The sequence below is a fragment of the Proteus sp. MB838 genome, from assembly GCF_054767435.1.
The window spans coordinates 53369-71259 of the sequence record NZ_BAABMO010000010.1 but is presented as its reverse complement, the minus strand read 5'-3'; the positions used below and the strand labels follow the sequence as shown (position 1 = coordinate 71259).

The following is a 17891-nucleotide window of genomic DNA, read 5'->3' as shown; positions in this document are numbered from 1 at the left end:
ATGTATGGTCTTGAAATTTTTCCTGTTGAAGGCGGTAAACCTTACCGTTTAACGCGTGATACGCAAATTCTCTGTTATTTAACCTCTTATCAGATAGGGCCAGAAGATTGGCCCCATTATCGACAACCGAAAAAAACACGGAGCAAAGTCATCCATGAAGCCATGGGGTATGAGGCGTTCGCCATCCCGAGAGTGGCTTCTGTGTATATGGCGGTGAATGATTATGCGTATTTTCAGGGAATAACGCATATCCGAATGGAAGGGCCTGTATTACGTTATGAGTATGTTTATGACAATGTTCAGGTTCAAGACCCACAGATGGCCAAAAGAGCCAATATGGTGGTCGATATTTATGGTATCCCGTTACCGGATAGTACAAAACCAACGTATGGTGTGGAGTGGTATGGGGCCTTTCAGGGATTTCGAAGTGCGATTACACGTAATACACAAATGACTTATTGTGTGTCTCGACAAAAAATCCACCTTGAAGGTGGGCGCTATTGGTCTTTGCCAACAACATTACCGCATTTAGATAAGTGTGTTGTGTTTTATCATGCCACCAACCCTCAAGCGGAAGTGAGCTATTTAGCGCATAAAAAGCAATTATACAGTTCAGCCCAAACAGACATTTATGTGTGTGTTTTCGTTTCAGGAATGGTTTTGACCCCGAAGAGACGTTGGGGGTTATCACTGTACAGTGAAGATGGAACACTGGTCTTTAATACGGACTATTTGCCTTTTACCCGAGGAAAATCAATGGAATTGTTATTACGGGAGGGGAGTGTAGAGACTCCATATAGCTTGCCTTTAGTCTGTGCAACCAGTCAGTTTGTGAATGCGTCTTATCAGGATGACCCTATTGATTGGGCCAAGCGCAATACGGGGATATGTTTTCGGGGAAAACAGATTTTTGTGAGCGAACGAATACGTGATGCTCATCGGCAACATCATGTAGAGCAACGTATTCCCTTTTATGTCCTTAATGGTTCACATTATTTTTAATAAAATGAATACCTGTCTATATTTATGTGGGATACATGTCGCTTTTCTTTATTGGCATAATGCTTTCTGCTGATAATGATTGTTTTACTTTAATCATTTCTTTTTCATTTGAAAATTTATAATTAGGCAATAGTTCTTTAGGTTTGACACCTAAAATAAACGCGATAGAGAATAAATGTTCTACTGTTATTTTGGTATATCCATTCTCTATACGTGAATAGTGCTGTTGACTTATTTCCAATGAATGGGCTATTTCCCTCCCTGTCATCCCTAATTCTTTTCTTTTTTGCTTTATTCTATAAGCAATAATGGAATTAATTGTACTCATGAACTTCATTCTCCAACAATAAACAGATTTTTAAGTTTAACAGAGTAAAAAGCATTTGTTATAAAAGCATTTTACTCTACTTATAAAACTCAATTAATTTTTATTGATATGAAAAAGTAATCGTTGCTACTGCTTTTACACTTCCTGGCGTAATAGTATTTTCTGTTTTTATATAATTAGCTTTTAATTTTATACGTGGATTTATCTCTCCTCTATAATTTGAAAAATGCCATTGATTTTGATTTCCTTTGTTAGGAGTGTCTGAACCATAACTAATCGCAGTTACTTCATTATTTTTATATAATCTTAGCCCAACGCCTTTTGCCGTAGAATCCGTTGCTAATGTTAATATATCAGAACGATTCCCATGTTGGGTCGCATCATTTAATGTAGCATAAACATCAATACCGTCTTGGCATTGAAGTTGTATATTAACTTCCCCTCCTTGCACTTCTTTATACAAAGACGTGAACTGGGATTGATAGACAGTATTTAATGGAACAACATAATTCTTTTGATTCATCGAGCATGTTTGGCTTTGCACTTGGATGCGCCCTCCATTTAACATAACAGGAGCTGTTAATCTTTTATTATTCAAACTTGCCCGATTAGATTCCAATAAAAGATGGCCCAGTTGTTTGGTTGGTATCGTTACATACCCATTAGGTAATCGTCCTGTTGCGACAAAAGCAACATATAAACGAGCACCAAAACTTCCAGTTGCACCATTATAAGCATTTGGATTTGTATTGGCGGCAACAGGATCAATATATATACTTGAGCTGTTTATGGGAACCAATGGCGTTGCAGGCCAATAGCCCGCCATACCAATAATGATACCTAGCCCTGGAACTCCAGTATCAAATATATCGAAATCGGAAGATTGAGTGTTATTTCCTTGGCGAAAGTTATATGTGATTTTGCCTATTTTAGGTAATGTAGGAGTAAATTTTCCACGCATTAATGCTATTAAACTACCGCCGTTAAATATATATTGATTACTTGTTCCGGTGAGTTCCCCTATCACTCGTGGGTAAGTATGGGCATCAGCAGGACCAATAACAACAACAGGGAGGGTAGATGTGTTGATTGTTATTGGAGACGGTACGTAGTCATCTGCACCAGCAACAGCTAGACTAGGGAATAGAGTTAAAAGAAATAATATGACAAAGATTCTTTTCATGGTTTGTTCCTAATTAGAGTGCGGTATACACTGAACAGGAATGGTTTGAGGTCGCATGTCAGTTTCATTGCGTGTCGCATGATATGTAAATGAGCATTTATCGTCATGATTTGGTCCCCATATCACATCAAGTTGACCTTGTTTAGGAAGACCGCGGGTAAATAAGCGTCCAGCTTGAGCCACATATCCGACTAACTGCTTATGCTCATCCAAAACCTCGGAAGCCATTGGAGGAGTACTACCATCTGGCATTCGAATATCAAATAGTAGGCTTCTCCCTGTTTGAGTATTAAATGTCACTAACGTGGCACTATTAGCGCGAGGAATGATTTCTTGTTCTGTTGCTGATAACTCAACATTCAAATCCAAATTAGTGGGGTCGATGCTAATTTGATTTTTTTCATAAGGCGTGACATAAGGCACAATACCATTTCCCCAAAAATCTAATCGGCTACCTGGTGCATTATTAATGACCGCACCTTGTGCTCCTTTTGCATGGATAATGGTAAAAGTATCACTTAAATCATTACTTAACGTCACTCCATAAGGATGTACGACAACGGCCCCCGACGCACCCAATGACATTTGACGATTATGTTGAGTATCTTGCCCGACGGTTGCGGTTACATTTACATAAGGTGAACGATAGCCTCCATTCATCGCATAGCCGGAAGGTCCACTTTCCTGACTATTACCTGAAATACCATAAGAGAATTGATTATCTTCCCCAGCGATACCGCTGATGGATGTTTGAATGCTGTTTTTCTCGCCTTTATTATAATTTAAGACAGTAGAAAAAATGGGGCTTTGAACACGCTCTCCCAAAGGAAGCGTAAAGTTCACATAAAATCTGTCATCTCGGCGTTGTTGCTCATTATCTCGTGATTGAGAAAAGCCAATCTGATAACCAAGTTTTTTCCAAAAATGGCTATATCCCATCTGATACTCATTACGACTTCCTTTATGCTCCCAGTAATTATAAGTGGTACCAGTTAAAAATATATTTCCCCATTTTTCACCTAATTCTTGATTAATTGAAACTTGGAATTGATTTTTAGGGCGATAAAATGCGGCACTTTTTATGGAAACATCATCAATAAATTCACTGTGATTAGCCAATAGCGCATCTTTCAAATGGTAAAAATCTTTAGATGAATAACGATAGGCTGCTAACGTGATATTTGTACTCGTGGTCGGAATATTGACGCTATAGCTAGTATGTAAACTGTAGCCTTTACGCGTTACGTTAGAGTGATTAAATGTTGTTCTGGACAATGTAATGTCAGATGCAATTGCCCCAATCGGCGTGTTAAAAGCAACACCAGCCAATCCTGCGGTATATTTTGAGCTTGTGGTCAGTCCACTATTTAAAGTGATATCATTTGTCAAACCATATTGATATGTGCCTTGTGCAATTAAATCATGATATGTCTCATTTGCATAACGATAGCGTCCCACTGACATTTGCCAACGGCTAAATCCGGGACGAATAAGTTGGGCAACAGAAGCAAAAGGAACCGTAAATGTTCTTGTTTGTCCATTAGATTCGGTTATTTGCACAAGAAGGTCGCCAGCATATCCACTGGGATACAAATCATTAATGACAAAGGGGCCAGCAGGCACAGTTGTTTCATAAAGGATGTGAGCATTTTGATAAATCGTAACTTTAGCATTACTATTAGCAATGCCTCGCACGATCGGAGCGTAGCCACGTAAAGAGTTGGGTAACATTCGTTCATCCGATGCTAATCGAATTCCCCGTAAGCTAAGGCTATCCATTAACTCGCCATTCGTATAAAAATCACCTAATGTGAATTGTGCCCGTAACCGAGCAATATCATGCGTCACATTTGTTTCGATATTCTGATACCCAGTAGAATGACCATTATTCCAGCTTTCACCACCACGGTGACGAAAAGCCCATCCCCATAAATTGAGTCCCGCTTTTAACCCAAGGTAAGTCTGCTCATTATTTATATCCGGAGTATTGTATTGATAATAGTTAACATCATAGTTGACAAATGCGGCAGGGACTCCACTTTGCCACTGTGCAGGGGCAATATATCCTCGAGGTCGAGTATTCACTTGTGCCTGAGGAATTTCTATATTCAGCTTTAAAGTGGATAAATCAAAATGAAATTTTGCTGAGGGGAGTCCTTCTGAGGCGGGATAACAAGTGGCTTTATAACTGTTTTCAGGAACAGTGCCTTTGACGACATCAATTAATGAAAGTAATTCCGGCGTTAGACATAACGTCGACGTATTCGCATTGTCAGTATATAAATACTGTACATTAGCTTTTCCTTTCCATTCATTATTGAGATAGATATCAGCGTAATACTTGCCCTCAGGAATAGGGGTGCCATAATTAAAGCGACGTATATCAATCGCATTTTTTCCTTGCACAGAATGCAAAAAGCTAGGGTCAAATTCAGCCTCTTCAGCAGCGAATGAAGAAATTGTTATCACCCCAATCCCCAAAGCAACACAAAACGGAAGAGAATAACGATAAGAAATGAGGTGTAACCGATTATTAAAATTCATTATATTACCTTATTCCAAAGTAGATTCACCTTGTTGGTATCCACCATAATCATTAACAACAACCCAAGTGACTTTATTTGTTAATGTTGGCTTCTCTTTAAGTGAAAATATTTTTGAAGAAAAAGGAGCTATCATCCCACTTTGTTCAACAGGCGTTAGCTGTTTATCCTGACCCACTGAGATTTTGTTGTAAGTGATGTAATAAGGTGTTGGGTTAATCGCTTTAATGCGTAGTGCTCCTTCCTGATGCCAAGTCACTTTTTGGTAAGCATCATCAGGCGTTACGTTGAGATTATCAGGGCGAAAGAAAAACTTAATGCGACTACGAACGGCTAATTGTAAGTAATTGTTATTTCCCTCTGAGTTTTCCGAATTTTCTTCCACTTTAGGTTTTGCTGGAATGTCTAAGACATTTAGATAGAAAAGAGACTCTCTATCTTGTGGTAATGATTCACCGGTATAGACAATCCGGATGGTTTGCCCTGATTTCGGCTCCATACGAAATATGGGAGGAGTAATGATAAAAGGAACGTGAATTGAATCTGGTGCTGCAGCTGCGTTTCCGGTATCTAACCAAGACTGAATTAATGCGGGGGATTCATCGTTATTATTTAATTGAACATTAATGCTTTTTTGCGTTGCGGGATAAACAACACGGGTCCCCATAATAACCACACTGGCTTGAGCCACTGTGGATACAAACAGAGTCAAGAAAATAAGAATGAACTTTAACATAATACCTCTAGAAGGAAATGGGGCAGTTTTTTCTGCCCCGTAAAATAAAAGCAATCCAATAAACCTTACTCATAGGCAATGGTGTAATGAACGGTTGCTTTTACATCCCCAGCGGTAGATTGTCCGGTTGCATAATATTGAGCAAAATATGGGAGGTTTACATTAGCATTGTCGATTTGTACTGGATGGACATCTTGTGTTGCAGAATCAGTACCTAACTGGATTGTTGTTGCTGCATCTGAGTTAAGTAATTGAACTTGAACATTATCAGCTTTAGTTTGTGCAGTATTTTTTAAGTTGTGTGTGGTTACATCAACGTCACTTGAAGGTTCAAAATATGTTTTGACACTTTGTGCACCATCCATACCAATAGCGCAACCAGTTAAATGAATAGTAAATGGAGTAAGACCTGCAGTAGCCGCATTTTCATTTAATGTAGTGGTGGATACTGTAGGTAATGTTACCGCTAAATTCTTATCATTTGTATTGACAGAGCAGGTTTGCGCAACAACTTTACCTGTAAATGTAATTGTTCCGTCATACGCCATAGATGAGCCAGCAAATGCAGCAGAAAGAATAGTAGCTAGTGCTATAACTTTTCTTTTCATATATTTATGATTCCTATTTTAAATTAAAGTTAAGTTATTTTTTGTTTTTCAAAAAAATGAAAAGTATTATTGAATAATAAAATATATATAATCCTATTAAATAGAGTTTATAGTGAGGTTTATATTTGTAGATTATATAAATAATAAAGATATTAAGTTTTTTAATGGTGATGTAGCAAATATAAAAATAAATAATTGAAATTATTATTTCAAATATCACTTAAGTAAAGATGGTTTTTTCGATCGATGGCGTTGATTTTGATAGTTACGACCTATTAATGGTTGGTGAAATGATCGTTAAAATCGATCTTGTTATTGTTGTTCAATGTGTTATATCAATGATTGATGATATATATATGAGAAGGTTATTAGTCAAAACTTGAGTTTTAATATAAATCAAATTGCTTAGCTCTTTCAGATATGGTGCAGAATTCCCATGTAGCAACTTCTTATTTTTTCACTATAAAACACTAACCCTTTATTAAAATACATTCATAAATGTGCTGGTTGTTGTCGTTCAACTTCGGACGCAACAATTGGCATGTTGAGCCGTTCTTTATATGCGACACCTGAAGCAGCCAAATCGACATTGATTTTGTCTTTTTCTTCTTGAGATAAGTTTGCGAGGTTCATAACGGATCCGGTTAGTTTTTGGAGAGTATAGCAGGGTGGGAGAATTTAACAGAAAACACACTCACTAAAACTTGTAATATATTGATTTATTTGTCTGGTATTGTCATGTTTTGTCGTGTTTTTTCTTATTAATTATATCATGGTTAAATTGTAAATAATTGATTTTAAAACAATAGCTTGATTTAAGTCTGCTTATTGGATTATAGTAGGTCAATATGCGTTTTGCTTTGAGGAAAAAATGACCATGAATGAGGCAGATGCCCGCCCAACGAACTTTATTCGTCAAATTATTGACAAAGATCTGGCTACCGGGAAACATAATAGTGTCCATACCCGTTTCCCTCCTGAACCTAATGGCTATCTTCATATTGGCCATGCAAAATCAATTTGCTTAAATTTTGGTATTGCACAAGATTATCAAGGTAAATGTAATTTACGTTTTGATGATACGAATCCAGTAAAAGAAGATGTTGAATATATCAACTCGATTCAAAAAGACGTTCAGTGGTTAGGTTTCCAATGGGATGGTAACGTTCATTACTCCTCTGACTATTTTGATCAACTGTATCAATATGCGATTGAGCTGATTAACAAAGGCTTGGCTTATGTTGATGAGTTGAGTGCTGAAGAAATTCGTGAATATCGTGGCACACTCAAAGAGCCAGGAAAAAATAGCCCTTATCGCTCTCGTAGTGTAGAAGAAAACTTAGCGCTATTTGAAAAAATGCGTGCGGGTGGCTTTGAAGAGGGGAAAGCATGCCTACGTGCGAAAATTGACATGGCATCACCATTTATTGTCATGCGTGATCCTGTTCTTTACCGGATCAAATTCGCTGAACACCATCAAACCGGTAACAAATGGTGCATTTATCCAATGTATGATTTTACCCATTGTATTTCTGATGCATTGGAAAATATCACACATTCTTTATGTACTTTGGAATTCCAAGATAACCGTCGTTTATATGATTGGGTGTTGGATAATATCACTATTCCTTGCCACCCTCGTCAATATGAGTTCTCACGTCTTAATCTTGAATATACCGTCATGTCTAAGCGCAAGCTAAATCAGCTTGTGACAGAAAATATTGTTGATGGTTGGGATGATCCGCGTATGCCGACAATTTCTGGCTTACGTCGTCGTGGTTATACGGCTGAGTCAATCCGCGAATTCTGTCAACGTATTGGTGTGACCAAACAAGATAACAACGTGGAAATGGCATCATTAGAAGCTTGTATTCGTGATGATTTAAACGAAAACGCACCTCGTGCAATGGCTGTTATCGATCCGGTACGTTTAGTGATTGAAAATATGCCAGAAGGTGAAGAGATTTTAACTGCGCCAAATCACCCAAATAAACCAGAAATGGGAACTCGTGAAGTACCATTTAGCCGTGAAATTTATATTGATCGTGCAGACTTTAAAGAAGAAGCCAATCGTCAATATAAACGTCTGGTATTAGGTAAAGAAGTCCGTCTGCGTAATGCTTATGTCATTAAAGCAGAACGAGTTGAAAAAGATGAACAAGGTGAAATAACCACCATTTATTGTACTTACGATCCACAGACGTTAAATAAAGATCCGGCTGATGGTCGTAAAGTAAAAGGGGTGATCCACTGGGTAAGCATTCCACATGCTATTCCAGCAGAAATTCGTCTTTATGATCGTTTATTTAGCGTACCGAATCCTGGTGCTGAAGAGGATTTCTTATCAACCATTAACCCTGAATCATTAGTGATCCGTCAAGGTTTTGTGGAAGCAAGCTTAAAAGATGCGGCTATTGAAAAAGCGTATCAATTTGAGCGTGAAGGTTACTTCTGTGCTGATAAGCTTTCGACAGCGGATAAACTGGTCTTTAACCGTACTGTTGGTTTACGTGATACTTGGGCGAAGATTTCGAAACAAGGTTAATACGCTCTGTTTTAGTGGCGTGTAATATCACTAAACTCACATCTTAATAAAATGCTCGATAATAATTTATCGAGCATTTTTTATTTATCAAATAAGTTTGTTTTTATCGACCAATAATTATTATTTTTTATTTTGTAATGTGAGTTTCTATAGCTATTATTTGTATCAATTCTTATTTACGTTGTGTTAAATTATTAACTTTTGTCATCATCTTCTTCTTTTATTTCATATGATTATATTGAATTTGTCTATAATAATAAAAATGTGAACCATGACACATATTTTTCTTTTCTAAAAAAGTTTATTAATTAATACGACTAATAATTCTTTTCTATAAAAACGAAACATTATCATATTAGGTGTGATAATTTTCTTTTTTAATATCAATATATTAAAAAATATTTACGTTCTACTTGTCCCTCATTGACTAAAGAAAAAATATGAAACTGTAATTAAGTAATGTGCCCTTGGTCATATTTTGATAAAAATTCTTTTTTTTAGGTTGATAATTCGCGTCGCGAAAAATAAGCTGTTGTTAACCTAATTTTAGGTTTTTTCCCCATTTGGGGTTTTATATTTGGAAATAGGCGTTGGTGCTTATTTCTTTTTTAGTCAAAGTCAAAGAGGAAACAATGCTATGGTTATGCAACATGCTAAACCAGGCAGGGTGGCACTTGCCGTTATGGGCGCATTGCTTGTAACTGCACTACCTGCGAAAATGTCTTATGCTGAAGGATTTATTGATGACTCAACCCTGACAGGGGGGATCTATTACTGGCAACGTGACCGTGATAGAAAAGAGTTAACACCAAACAGTCCTGATTACGGCAAATATAAAGCAAATTTACACCACTCTACCTTTAACGCTAATCTTGATTTTTCTTCTGGTTATCTGGGTGATTTTTTTGGTATTGATTTAGCTGCTTTTGGTGCTGTTGAACTTAACAACAGTGGGCCAGCTGCACCTAATGAAATAGGATTTAGTGATGCAAAAAGTCGCTGGGATGAAAAATGGACAGGTGATCGCAGTGGCGTGAGTATTTATAAAGCTGCTGCTAAATTTAAATTAGGCCATTTCTGGGCTCAAGGTGGATATATTCAACCTAAAGGGCAAACATTATTACGTCCTCATTGGAGTTTCTTACCTGGTACTTATCGCGGTGCAGAAGCGGGCGCTGTATTTGATTTCGATAAAAATGGTGAACTCTCTTTCTCATATATGTGGACTGATGAATATAAAGCGCCGTGGTATCGGAATATGTACAATTTCCGTAAGGCAGACTTAGAGACAAATATCAGTTATTTACACTCTTTTGGTGCCAAATATGATTTTAAAAATAGCTTAGTATTAGAAGCCGCATTTGGCCAAGCTGATGGTTATATTGATCAATATTTTGGCAAAGTTTCTTACGATTTCCCTATCGCAAATAATACATTAAAAACCTCTTATCAATTCTACGGTGCAAAAGATAAAGTCACTGGAGGGGGAATTAACGATGTTTATGATGGTTTGGCATGGTTACAAGCATTCACTTTAGGCTATACCTACAATGTATTTGATTTTAAAGTTGAAGGTACTTGGGTTAAAGCAGAAGGTAACCAAGGTTACTTTTTACAACGTATGACGCCGGGATGGGCAACCTCGAATGGTCGTTTAGATATCTGGTGGGATGGTCGTTCTGATTTTAACGCCAATGGTGAAAAAGCATTATACGCGGGAGTGATGTATGATCTAAAAAATTGGGATCTACCGGGCTGGGCGATTGGTACTTCCTATGTGTATGCTTGGGATGCAAAACCGAGTAGTAACCCTATTTATGACCAAAGTAAACGTATTAGAGAAAGCGCATGGAATGCCGACATCATGTATACCGTTCAAGAGGGGAGAGCGAAAGGTACGTTATTTAAACTCCACTACACTCGTTATGATAACCATTCCGATATACCAAGCTATGAAGGTGGTTTTGGTAATATCTTCCAAGATGAAAAAGACGTTAAATTCAATGTGATCATGCCATTTACGATTTTCTAAATAACAATAAGGATAAAGTGTATTTATTACGCTTTATCCTTAATAGTTTGAGAGTGTGATAGGAGTAAAACATGATTAAAAGCACAAATATCATGATAATAAATGGTCACCCTGCATCTGTTGTTTATGGATCAGAAATAAGTGCATTCCGAGGACAATTTTTAGATGTCAATGGGTATTGTGACTTTGTTGCTGATAGTATTGAAGGGTTGCAAAAAGAAGGCGCAATTTCCTTAGCTGAATTTATTGAGACTTGTACTGAAGAGGAGATCGCACCTTTTAAAAGTAGAAGATAAGCTGAAAGTATTTACACTACGCTATCCTGCTTGGTTAGAGGCGAGATTGAATGCTACGGTTGCTGCCCATGATATTTCAAAATGTAGTAAATCTTTACCAATAAAAAAGGAACTGCAGGCAGTTCCTTTTTTTACTGAGATATTATCCAGAATGATTACTTCTCATCATGTGCGTGGCTATCTTCTTTACAATTACCTGCGGCGCAGTGACCATATAAATACAGGCTATGATTGGAAAGTTTGATGCCATGGCGTTCAGCGATATTTCTTTGACGAACTTCGATAGCATCGTCAGTAAACTCGATAACTTTACCACAATCCAGGCAAATTAAGTGATCATGGTGATGTTGTTGAGTTAATTCAAATACTGATTTACCACCTTCAAAATTATGTCGGGTAACAATACCAGCATCATCAAATTGGTTTAAGACGCGATAGACTGTTGCCAGACCAATCTCTTCGCCGATATCGATCAGTTTTTTATAGAGATCTTCAGCACTGACATGATGGCACTCAGGATCCTGGAGCACTTCCAAGATCTTTAAGCGAGGAAGTGTAACTTTTAACCCAGCATTTTTTAACGCTTTATTATTGTCGGTCATGCGGATTTAATCCTGTTGCTAATGGTGAATTTAATATGTGCTCACAAAATACTGTATATATTCATTAATACATAGGGTATTTAATAACCTTAATGATTATAGGCATGATATTAAAAAATAAACACCCCACCTATCACACTATCTTAGCACACCATTGAATAATTATCATTCTCAATATTAAGAATTTATATTATCCCAGAATTTCGTCAAGGCTCATCTCTTCTTTGATCTGAGCAACCCAAGCGTCAACACGCTCTTCAGTTAATTCTGGTTGGCGATCTTCATCAATCGCAAGGCCGATAAAGTGATTATCATCAGCAAGACCTTTAGATGCTTCAAAATGATAACCTTCAGTAGGCCAATGACCCACAATGACTGCGCCACGAGGTTCAATGATATCACGAATAGTTCCCATTGCGTCACAGAAGTATTCTGCATAGTCTTCTTGGTCACCACAACCAAATAGAGCAACAAGTTTACCGTTGAAATCAATATCTTCTAATGTTGGGAAAAAGTCATCCCAATCGCATTGTGCTTCACCATAATACCAGGTAGGAATACCTAGTAATAGAATATCAAATGCTTCGATGTCTTCTTGACTGGATTTTGCGATATCATGAACTTCGGCATTATCCGCGCCTAATCTTTCTTGAAGCATTTTGGCAATATTTTCAGTGTTGCCGGTATCACTGCCGAAGAATATTCCTATGATTGCCATAAAGTGAGATAACCTCTTTTATTCTCTTTGTCTGTATTTTTGAACAATTACCAGTAAAAGATAAACATCATGTTTTCATAATTGAAAACTAAAGCACTATTTTGACGAAAAGAGCAGGGTAATTCTGTCGAATTTGTGTGATTTTCCTGCTGATTTTTTTAGCTTTGATGTTTTTTTAACGCATAAGTTTGTGCGAGTTGTTCTAGTAATATTTCTTCAATAAGCTCACTACGACTGACATTTTTTGCGCTCGCAAGCTCATTAAGCGCATTGACAGCATCCTCATTTAATTTCAACTCAACCCGACGTAATCCATTGACGCGATCGCGTCGTAATTGGTTTCGTTTATTAATTCTAAGCTGTTCATCCCGAGAAAGCGGGTTTGTTTTAGGTCGCCCAGGTCTGCGTTCATTTGCGAACAAATCCAGTGTGGTGCGATCAGTTTGTTCTTTTGCCATAAATTTTGCTGTGAAAGGGCGTATACCAATGACTCAATATGAAGCGCCCAATAATACCCCACATATCGGCGTATCGCTACTGCTTCCTGTGTTTAACCTATTGTCATTTGGTCTTTTTATCAACAATGACAGATTTAAGAGCAATAATTGTACGCTATAAAATAGTATTGCTGGTGATTTATAACCAACAAAGGAACATTATACTGTTTTGGCTAAGAAGCGACGAATGGCCTTAATTACTGTTTCTGGTTTTTCAGAATGCACCCAATGTCCTGTATTGGCGACAACAAAGGCGGTTGCTTGTGGAAATTGGCGAGCAATATTATCGCGATACTCATCTAAAATATATGGGGATAGTCCACCACGTATAAACAAAACAGGATGATGCCAAGCTGGCACCTCTTGCCAACCAATAATATCGGGGTAATCCTGTTTGATTGCGGGTAAATTAAATAACCATTCACCTTTTTTAAATGATTTAAGCAGGAACTGGATAACGCTGTCTTCCTCAATAAAAGGGCGCATAATAGCAATAGCTTCTGTACGTTGTGTGACGTGAGCTTTAGTGACAGCTTCAAGGGCTGCAAAAATTTTATCATGACGACGAACATTATAAGCAACAGGAGACATATCAATAACTACGATACGTTCAAGGCGAAGAGGTGCGAGAGCGGTCATTGCCATTGCAATTTTCCCTCCCATTGAATGACCTATAACGATTGCTTTTGCGATATTTAAGCTATCAAGCAGGGTTAATACATCTTGTGCCATATCGTGATAGTGCATACTTTCACTATGAGGAGAATGCCCATGGTTGCGCACATCAATTTGTATCACGGTGTGGTCTTGACGTAGATCGCGACCTAGTACGCCTAGATTATTGAGATCACCAAAAAGCCCATGGATCAACACAATAGGTAAATTGTTTATCGTTGCTGTTTCTGGTTGATGTATTTGATAGTTTAATAATGCATTGAGTTTCATATTGATGACCAAAATTAAGTCTATTTTTTCCTTATGATGACATGTGCAATCATATTAGCCAACTTGTTGTCTTTTTCGGAATATGAGATAAAGTTAATCTAACAAGAGATAGTTTAATTTATTATATTCTGAGAAAATAGAATAATATAGATTATTATTCCAAATGTAATGGAAAAAATAAAATTTTGATATAGCTCAATAAGGATAAGTCAGAGTTTTATATTATTTTAATTGCTGATGTGAAAGGGCATTGAAGAAGATGTCAACTCTATTCTATGGCAATAAATTCAAAGAATAGAAGATGATACAGATAGAAACAATAGGATAAATACCCAGCTTAAAGTTTAAAAAGATTAATTCTTTAATGAATACGCTTTAAGTTATTGAAATTTTACCTATTTTGTTTTTAAAGATTATATCTTATAATCCTAGTCACTTTTTTTTTGAAAATAGTACTGGGTAGCAATGAAAAAGATAGAAATTGATGACGAACTTTACCGCTATATCGCTAGCGAAACTAGACATATCGGTGAAAGCGCTTCAGATATTTTAAGGCGTCTATTGAAGCTTGATGCCAAACAGCCCGTACAGCCAGTCGTTGTCACTGAGTCAGTACAAGCGCCTGTCGTTAAACAGGATGCTGATCTTAAGCCTGTCGCACCAGCAAAAAATCCGGTCCGTGAAATGCGTGAACTGCTGTTATCTGATAGTTATGCAGAGAAAACAAAATCAGTTGATCGTTTTTTACAGATCCTGTCTACATTATATAGCTTAGATAGTGCTACTTTTACTCAATCTGCTGAAACAGTACATGGACGCACGCGAATTTATTTTGCCGGTGATGAAAAAACATTGCTCGACAGTGGACGTCATACAAAACCTCGCCATATTCCCGGTACGCCATTTTGGGTTATTACCAACTCAAATACTGAGCGTAAAAGAACTATGGTACAAAGCATCATGCAGGATATGCAATTCCCTGCCAATGAGATTGATAAAGTGTGTGGAACTATCTAAACACTATTGTTAATTGATGCATTGCAAAGGCTTTCGTTTAAAGCATGATTGTGATGTAAAATAGGAGAAGATTTGTGGCAATCCATTCAAGAGCTGGGCAACATACTCGTCAAAGCGATCTGATTAATGTAGCGCAATTAACCGCACAATATTATTCACTAAAACCACAAGCAAATCAGAATGCTCATCGTGTGAAATTTGGTACATCGGGTCACCGAGGCAGTGCCAAACGTCATAGCTTTAATGAAGCACATATTCTAGCAATTGCTCAAGCTATTGCTGAAGTCCGAGCTAATAATGGTGTAACGGGGCCTTGCTATGTAGGTAAAGATACCCATGCATTATCTGAGCCTGCTTTTATTTCGGTTTTAGAAGTGCTTGCTGCAAATAAAGTTAACGTGATTATTCAAGAGAATAATGGTTATACCCCAACGCCTAGCGTTTCCTTCTCTATTTTAACTTACAATCAAGGGCACCAAGACATTGCTGATGGTATCGTCATTACACCATCACATAATCCTCCAGAAGATGGGGGGATAAAATACAATCCATCAAATGGTGGGCCTGCTGATACTGATTTAACCTCTGTGATTGAAAAACGCGCCAATGAATTATTGGAAAATAATTTATCGGGGGTTAAACGTCTTTCTTATGATGATGCATTAGCGAGTGGTTATATTCACGAGCAAGATTTAATTATGCCTTATGTTAAAGCGTTAGGTGACGTTGTTGATATGAAGGCAATTAAAAAAGCGGGTTTGAAATTAGGTGTCGATCCACTGGGTGGTTCAGGAATTGAATACTGGAAACGCATAGGTGAATATTACGAACTTGATCTTGAGTTGGTAAACGAGCAGGTGGATCAAACTTTCCGCTTTATGACATTAGACCATGATGGTGTGATCCGTATGGATTGCTCATCACCTTGGGCAATGGAAGGTTTATTGCAACTGCGTGATAAATTTGACTTAGCTTTCGCCAATGACCCTGATTACGATCGCCATGGTATTGTCACCCCTTCGGGCTTGATGAATCCTAACCACTATTTAGCGGCAGCGATTAATTATCTTTTTCGCCATCGTCCTCAGTGGTCAAATGAGGTAAAAGTGGGTAAAACACTCGTCTCTAGCGCGATGATTGACCGAGTCGTGGCTGATTTAGGTCGTGAACTTGTTGAAGTACCTGTCGGCTTTAAATGGTTTGTGCAAGGTCTATTCAGTGGCGAGTTTGGTTTTGGTGGTGAAGAGAGTGCGGGAGCATCATTCTTACGTTTTAATGGTAAACCGTGGTCAACAGATAAAGATGGTATTATCTTATGTTTACTGGCTGCTGAAATAAAAGCGGTAACAGGTAAAGATCCACAACAACATTATAATGAGTTAGCGCAACGTTTTGGCTCTCCAAGCTATAATCGTATACAAGCATCTGCAACTCATGAGCAAAAAGCGTTATTGTCACGATTATCACCAGAAATGGTCACCGCAAATACCTTAGCTGGTGATCCTATTACTGCGCGTTTAACTCACGCATCTGGTAATGGTGCTGCTATTGGTGGTTTAAAAGTGATGACCGATTATGGTTGGTTTGCCGCTCGTCCTTCTGGAACCGAAGAAGCGTACAAAATTTATTGTGAAAGCTTCCGTGGCTCTGAGCATCGCGAATTAATTGAAAAAGAAGCCATTGAAATTGTTAATAATGTTTTTGCCAGTAAACAATAAACTAAATAACTTAGTCGTATAATTTATTTATCACCAAATAGAATACACTCTACCTATAGGTGGAGTGTATTTTTTTAATCATAATAACTTTTAGATCACAACATTGATATCCATCATTGATGATTGATTTAGAATTGAATAAAGAGCGGATAATCAATGCAAAATAATTATGTGTTACGCAGTGTGCGTTATATGTTAGATCTTAGCGATGGACATATTGTTGATATAATGAAACTGGCAGATTTCACCGCGACTAAAGAGCAAGTCAATCAGTGGTTAAAAAAAGACGATGATCCTGCCTTTGTTGAGTGTGATGATATGGCCTTGGGGCATTTTTTAAATGGGCTTATCTTTTATCGTCGTGGTAAAGATGAAAAATATCCTACTCCAGAAGTCGAAAAACGGATAACCAACAATATTATTTTAAAGAAATTACGTGTTGCCTTTGAATTAAAAGACATGGATATGATTAACATTTATGAACTAGCGGATTTTCGCGTTTCTAAGCCTGAACTTAGCGCGATATTTCGTAAGCCAGGACATAAAAACTACCGTAACTGTGGCGATCAACTGGTGAGATACTTTCTGAAAGGGTTAACTGAAACCTTACGTGGCAAAGGTAAAGCGGTGAAGAAATAAATATGTCTTAATTCAAATTATTCCCTCTTAATAGAAATAGAAGAATTTTTTCAAGAAAATTCTTTATAGTATGAGAACTCGTATTTAATCTTGAATTTTGATGGTGTACATTGTACACTTTCAAATGATGGATTAGAAAGGGAACTTAATGAGTCATGCTATAGAATTTATTGAAACCTCAATATTTACTCAGCAAATCAAACTATTGGCTACAGATAAAGAAATAAGAATACTTCAAAATGAACTTATCAGTAAACCTGATAAAGGCGACTTAATTAAAGGAACAGGTGGATTACGCAAAATAAGAATGGCTGTAGGTAACAAAGGTAAAAGTGGGGGGACTAGAGTTATTTATTTTTTAGCGACTAAAGAAGTTATCTATTTAGTTATGGCGTATCCAAAAACAATAAAAATTAGTTTAACTGATTCAGAAAAGATTGAGTTAAAAAAACTAACAAAAAAACTTAAAGGTGAACGGTGAT

Annotated in this window: 17 protein-coding genes and 1 pseudogene; 8 read left to right on the top strand and 10 right to left on the bottom strand. The window is 37.3% G+C overall.

From position 1 onward, the window contains the following. Positions 1-1002, top strand: coding sequence for a hypothetical protein (locus ACYUCW_RS06445; protein ID WP_196549292.1), 1002 nt, complete (start codon positions 1-3; stop codon positions 1000-1002). Positions 1003-1024: 22 nt separating this feature from the next. Here the strand turns inward: ACYUCW_RS06445 and ACYUCW_RS06440 are convergent, their stop codons facing one another. The 6 genes and pseudogenes from ACYUCW_RS06440 to ACYUCW_RS06415 all read right to left on the bottom strand — a co-directional run. Further along, positions 1025-1330 carry a helix-turn-helix domain-containing protein gene (locus tag ACYUCW_RS06440; protein ID WP_036908259.1) on the bottom strand — a complete coding sequence of 102 codons (306 nt, stop codon included), beginning with the start codon at positions 1328-1330 and terminating at the stop codon, positions 1025-1027. A 100-nt stretch (positions 1331-1430) separates the two neighbouring features. Beyond that, positions 1431-2513: a fimbrial protein gene (locus ACYUCW_RS06435; RefSeq protein WP_049218041.1), complete on the bottom strand. Its 1083-nt coding sequence runs from the start codon at positions 2511-2513 to the stop codon at positions 1431-1433. A gap of 9 nt (positions 2514-2522) precedes the next feature. Next, positions 2523-5057, bottom strand: a complete 2535-nt coding sequence (locus tag ACYUCW_RS06430) for a fimbria/pilus outer membrane usher protein (RefSeq protein ID WP_460408293.1) — start codon at positions 5055-5057, stop codon at positions 2523-2525. A gap of 9 nt (positions 5058-5066) precedes the next feature. After that, on the bottom strand, positions 5067-5792 hold the full coding sequence (locus ACYUCW_RS06425; RefSeq protein WP_012367650.1) for a fimbrial biogenesis chaperone: 726 nt from the start codon (positions 5790-5792) through the stop codon (positions 5067-5069). Between the two features lie 65 nt (positions 5793-5857). After that, positions 5858-6400 carry a uroepithelial cell adherence major pilin UcaA gene (ucaA, locus tag ACYUCW_RS06420; RefSeq protein WP_062814375.1) on the bottom strand — a complete coding sequence of 181 codons (543 nt, stop codon included), beginning with the start codon at positions 6398-6400 and terminating at the stop codon, positions 5858-5860. Between the two features lie 495 nt (positions 6401-6895). Next, a pseudogene (locus ACYUCW_RS06415) lies at positions 6896-7033 on the bottom strand (DNA polymerase III subunit theta); the annotation flags it as partial. A gap of 244 nt (positions 7034-7277) precedes the next feature. On the opposite strand from ACYUCW_RS06415, the gene glnS reads away from it, so the two are divergent. From glnS to ACYUCW_RS06400, 3 genes are all read left to right on the top strand, one after another. After that, positions 7278-8945, top strand: a complete 1668-nt coding sequence (gene glnS / locus ACYUCW_RS06410) for a glutamine--tRNA ligase (protein WP_460408292.1) — start codon at positions 7278-7280, stop codon at positions 8943-8945. Positions 8946-9582: 637 nt separating this feature from the next. Beyond that, complete coding sequence (gene chiP, locus ACYUCW_RS06405; RefSeq protein ID WP_004247531.1) at positions 9583-10977, top strand: chitoporin ChiP; 1395 nt, start codon at positions 9583-9585, stop codon at positions 10975-10977. Positions 10978-11048: 71 nt separating this feature from the next. Further along, positions 11049-11273, top strand: a complete 225-nt coding sequence (locus ACYUCW_RS06400) for a type II toxin-antitoxin system HicB family antitoxin (RefSeq protein WP_049236268.1) — start codon at positions 11049-11051, stop codon at positions 11271-11273. 155 nt (positions 11274-11428) lie between these two features. Here the strand turns inward: ACYUCW_RS06400 and fur are convergent, their stop codons facing one another. The 4 genes from fur to ybfF all read right to left on the bottom strand — a co-directional run bounded on the left by fur (position 11429) and on the right by ybfF (position 14035). Then, on the bottom strand, positions 11429-11875 hold the full coding sequence (fur, locus tag ACYUCW_RS06395; protein WP_004244382.1) for a ferric iron uptake transcriptional regulator: 447 nt from the start codon (positions 11873-11875) through the stop codon (positions 11429-11431). Between the two features lie 190 nt (positions 11876-12065). Then, positions 12066-12593, bottom strand: a complete 528-nt coding sequence (gene fldA, locus ACYUCW_RS06390; protein ID WP_004244384.1) for a flavodoxin FldA — start codon at positions 12591-12593, stop codon at positions 12066-12068. 158 nt (positions 12594-12751) lie between these two features. Then, positions 12752-13051: a LexA regulated protein gene (gene ybfE, locus ACYUCW_RS06385; RefSeq protein WP_004244385.1), complete on the bottom strand. Its 300-nt coding sequence runs from the start codon at positions 13049-13051 to the stop codon at positions 12752-12754. Positions 13052-13249: 198 nt separating this feature from the next. Further along, the gene (gene ybfF, locus ACYUCW_RS06380) at positions 13250-14035 is read right to left on the bottom strand and encodes an esterase (protein ID WP_036894445.1); all 786 of its coding nucleotides are present in this window, start codon (positions 14033-14035) and stop codon (positions 13250-13252) included. A 465-nt stretch (positions 14036-14500) separates the two neighbouring features. Between ybfF and seqA the strand changes: the two genes are divergently transcribed. The 4 genes from seqA to ACYUCW_RS06360 all read left to right on the top strand — a co-directional run bounded on the left by seqA (position 14501) and on the right by ACYUCW_RS06360 (position 17890). Next, on the top strand, positions 14501-15052 hold the full coding sequence (gene seqA / locus ACYUCW_RS06375; protein ID WP_004244392.1) for a replication initiation negative regulator SeqA: 552 nt from the start codon (positions 14501-14503) through the stop codon (positions 15050-15052). Positions 15053-15126: 74 nt separating this feature from the next. After that, on the top strand, positions 15127-16770 hold the full coding sequence (gene pgm / locus ACYUCW_RS06370) for a phosphoglucomutase (alpha-D-glucose-1,6-bisphosphate-dependent) (RefSeq protein ID WP_163748759.1): 1644 nt from the start codon (positions 15127-15129) through the stop codon (positions 16768-16770). A gap of 156 nt (positions 16771-16926) precedes the next feature. Further along, positions 16927-17409: a YehS family protein gene (locus ACYUCW_RS06365; protein WP_012367657.1), complete on the top strand. Its 483-nt coding sequence runs from the start codon at positions 16927-16929 to the stop codon at positions 17407-17409. Between the two features lie 148 nt (positions 17410-17557). Beyond that, positions 17558-17890 carry a type II toxin-antitoxin system RelE/ParE family toxin gene (locus ACYUCW_RS06360; protein WP_004247537.1) on the top strand — a complete coding sequence of 111 codons (333 nt, stop codon included), beginning with the start codon at positions 17558-17560 and terminating at the stop codon, positions 17888-17890. The last annotated feature ends 1 nt before the right edge of the window (position 17891 follow it).

Bases quoted from the DNA above. Each gene is read 5' to 3' on its own strand.
- ybfF (WP_036894445.1), bottom strand. From the start codon at position 14,035: ATGAAACTCAATGCATTATTAAACTATCAAATACATCAACCAGAAACA.
- ACYUCW_RS06365 (WP_012367657.1), top strand. From the start codon at position 16,927: ATGCAAAATAATTATGTGTTACGCAGTGTGCGTTATATGTTAGATCTT.
- fldA (WP_004244384.1), bottom strand. From the start codon at position 12,593: ATGGCAATCATAGGAATATTCTTCGGCAGTGATACCGGCAACACTGAA.
- ACYUCW_RS06435 (WP_049218041.1), bottom strand. From the start codon at position 2,513: ATGAAAAGAATCTTTGTCATATTATTTCTTTTAACTCTATTCCCTAGT.
- glnS (WP_460408292.1), top strand. From the start codon at position 7,278: ATGAATGAGGCAGATGCCCGCCCAACGAACTTTATTCGTCAAATTATT.
- chiP (WP_004247531.1), top strand. From the start codon at position 9,583: ATGGTTATGCAACATGCTAAACCAGGCAGGGTGGCACTTGCCGTTATG.
- ACYUCW_RS06425 (WP_012367650.1), bottom strand. From the start codon at position 5,792: ATGTTAAAGTTCATTCTTATTTTCTTGACTCTGTTTGTATCCACAGTG.
- ybfE (WP_004244385.1), bottom strand. From the start codon at position 13,051: ATGGCAAAAGAACAAACTGATCGCACCACACTGGATTTGTTCGCAAAT.
- ACYUCW_RS06400 (WP_049236268.1), top strand. From the start codon at position 11,049: ATGATTAAAAGCACAAATATCATGATAATAAATGGTCACCCTGCATCT.
- ACYUCW_RS06440 (WP_036908259.1), bottom strand. From the start codon at position 1,330: ATGAGTACAATTAATTCCATTATTGCTTATAGAATAAAGCAAAAAAGA.
- ACYUCW_RS06360 (WP_004247537.1), top strand. From the start codon at position 17,558: ATGAGTCATGCTATAGAATTTATTGAAACCTCAATATTTACTCAGCAA.
- ucaA (WP_062814375.1), bottom strand. From the start codon at position 6,400: ATGAAAAGAAAAGTTATAGCACTAGCTACTATTCTTTCTGCTGCATTT.
- seqA (WP_004244392.1), top strand. From the start codon at position 14,501: ATGAAAAAGATAGAAATTGATGACGAACTTTACCGCTATATCGCTAGC.
- ACYUCW_RS06430 (WP_460408293.1), bottom strand. From the start codon at position 5,057: ATGAATTTTAATAATCGGTTACACCTCATTTCTTATCGTTATTCTCTT.
- ACYUCW_RS06445 (WP_196549292.1), top strand. From the start codon at position 1: ATGTATGGTCTTGAAATTTTTCCTGTTGAAGGCGGTAAACCTTACCGT.
- fur (WP_004244382.1), bottom strand. From the start codon at position 11,875: ATGACCGACAATAATAAAGCGTTAAAAAATGCTGGGTTAAAAGTTACA.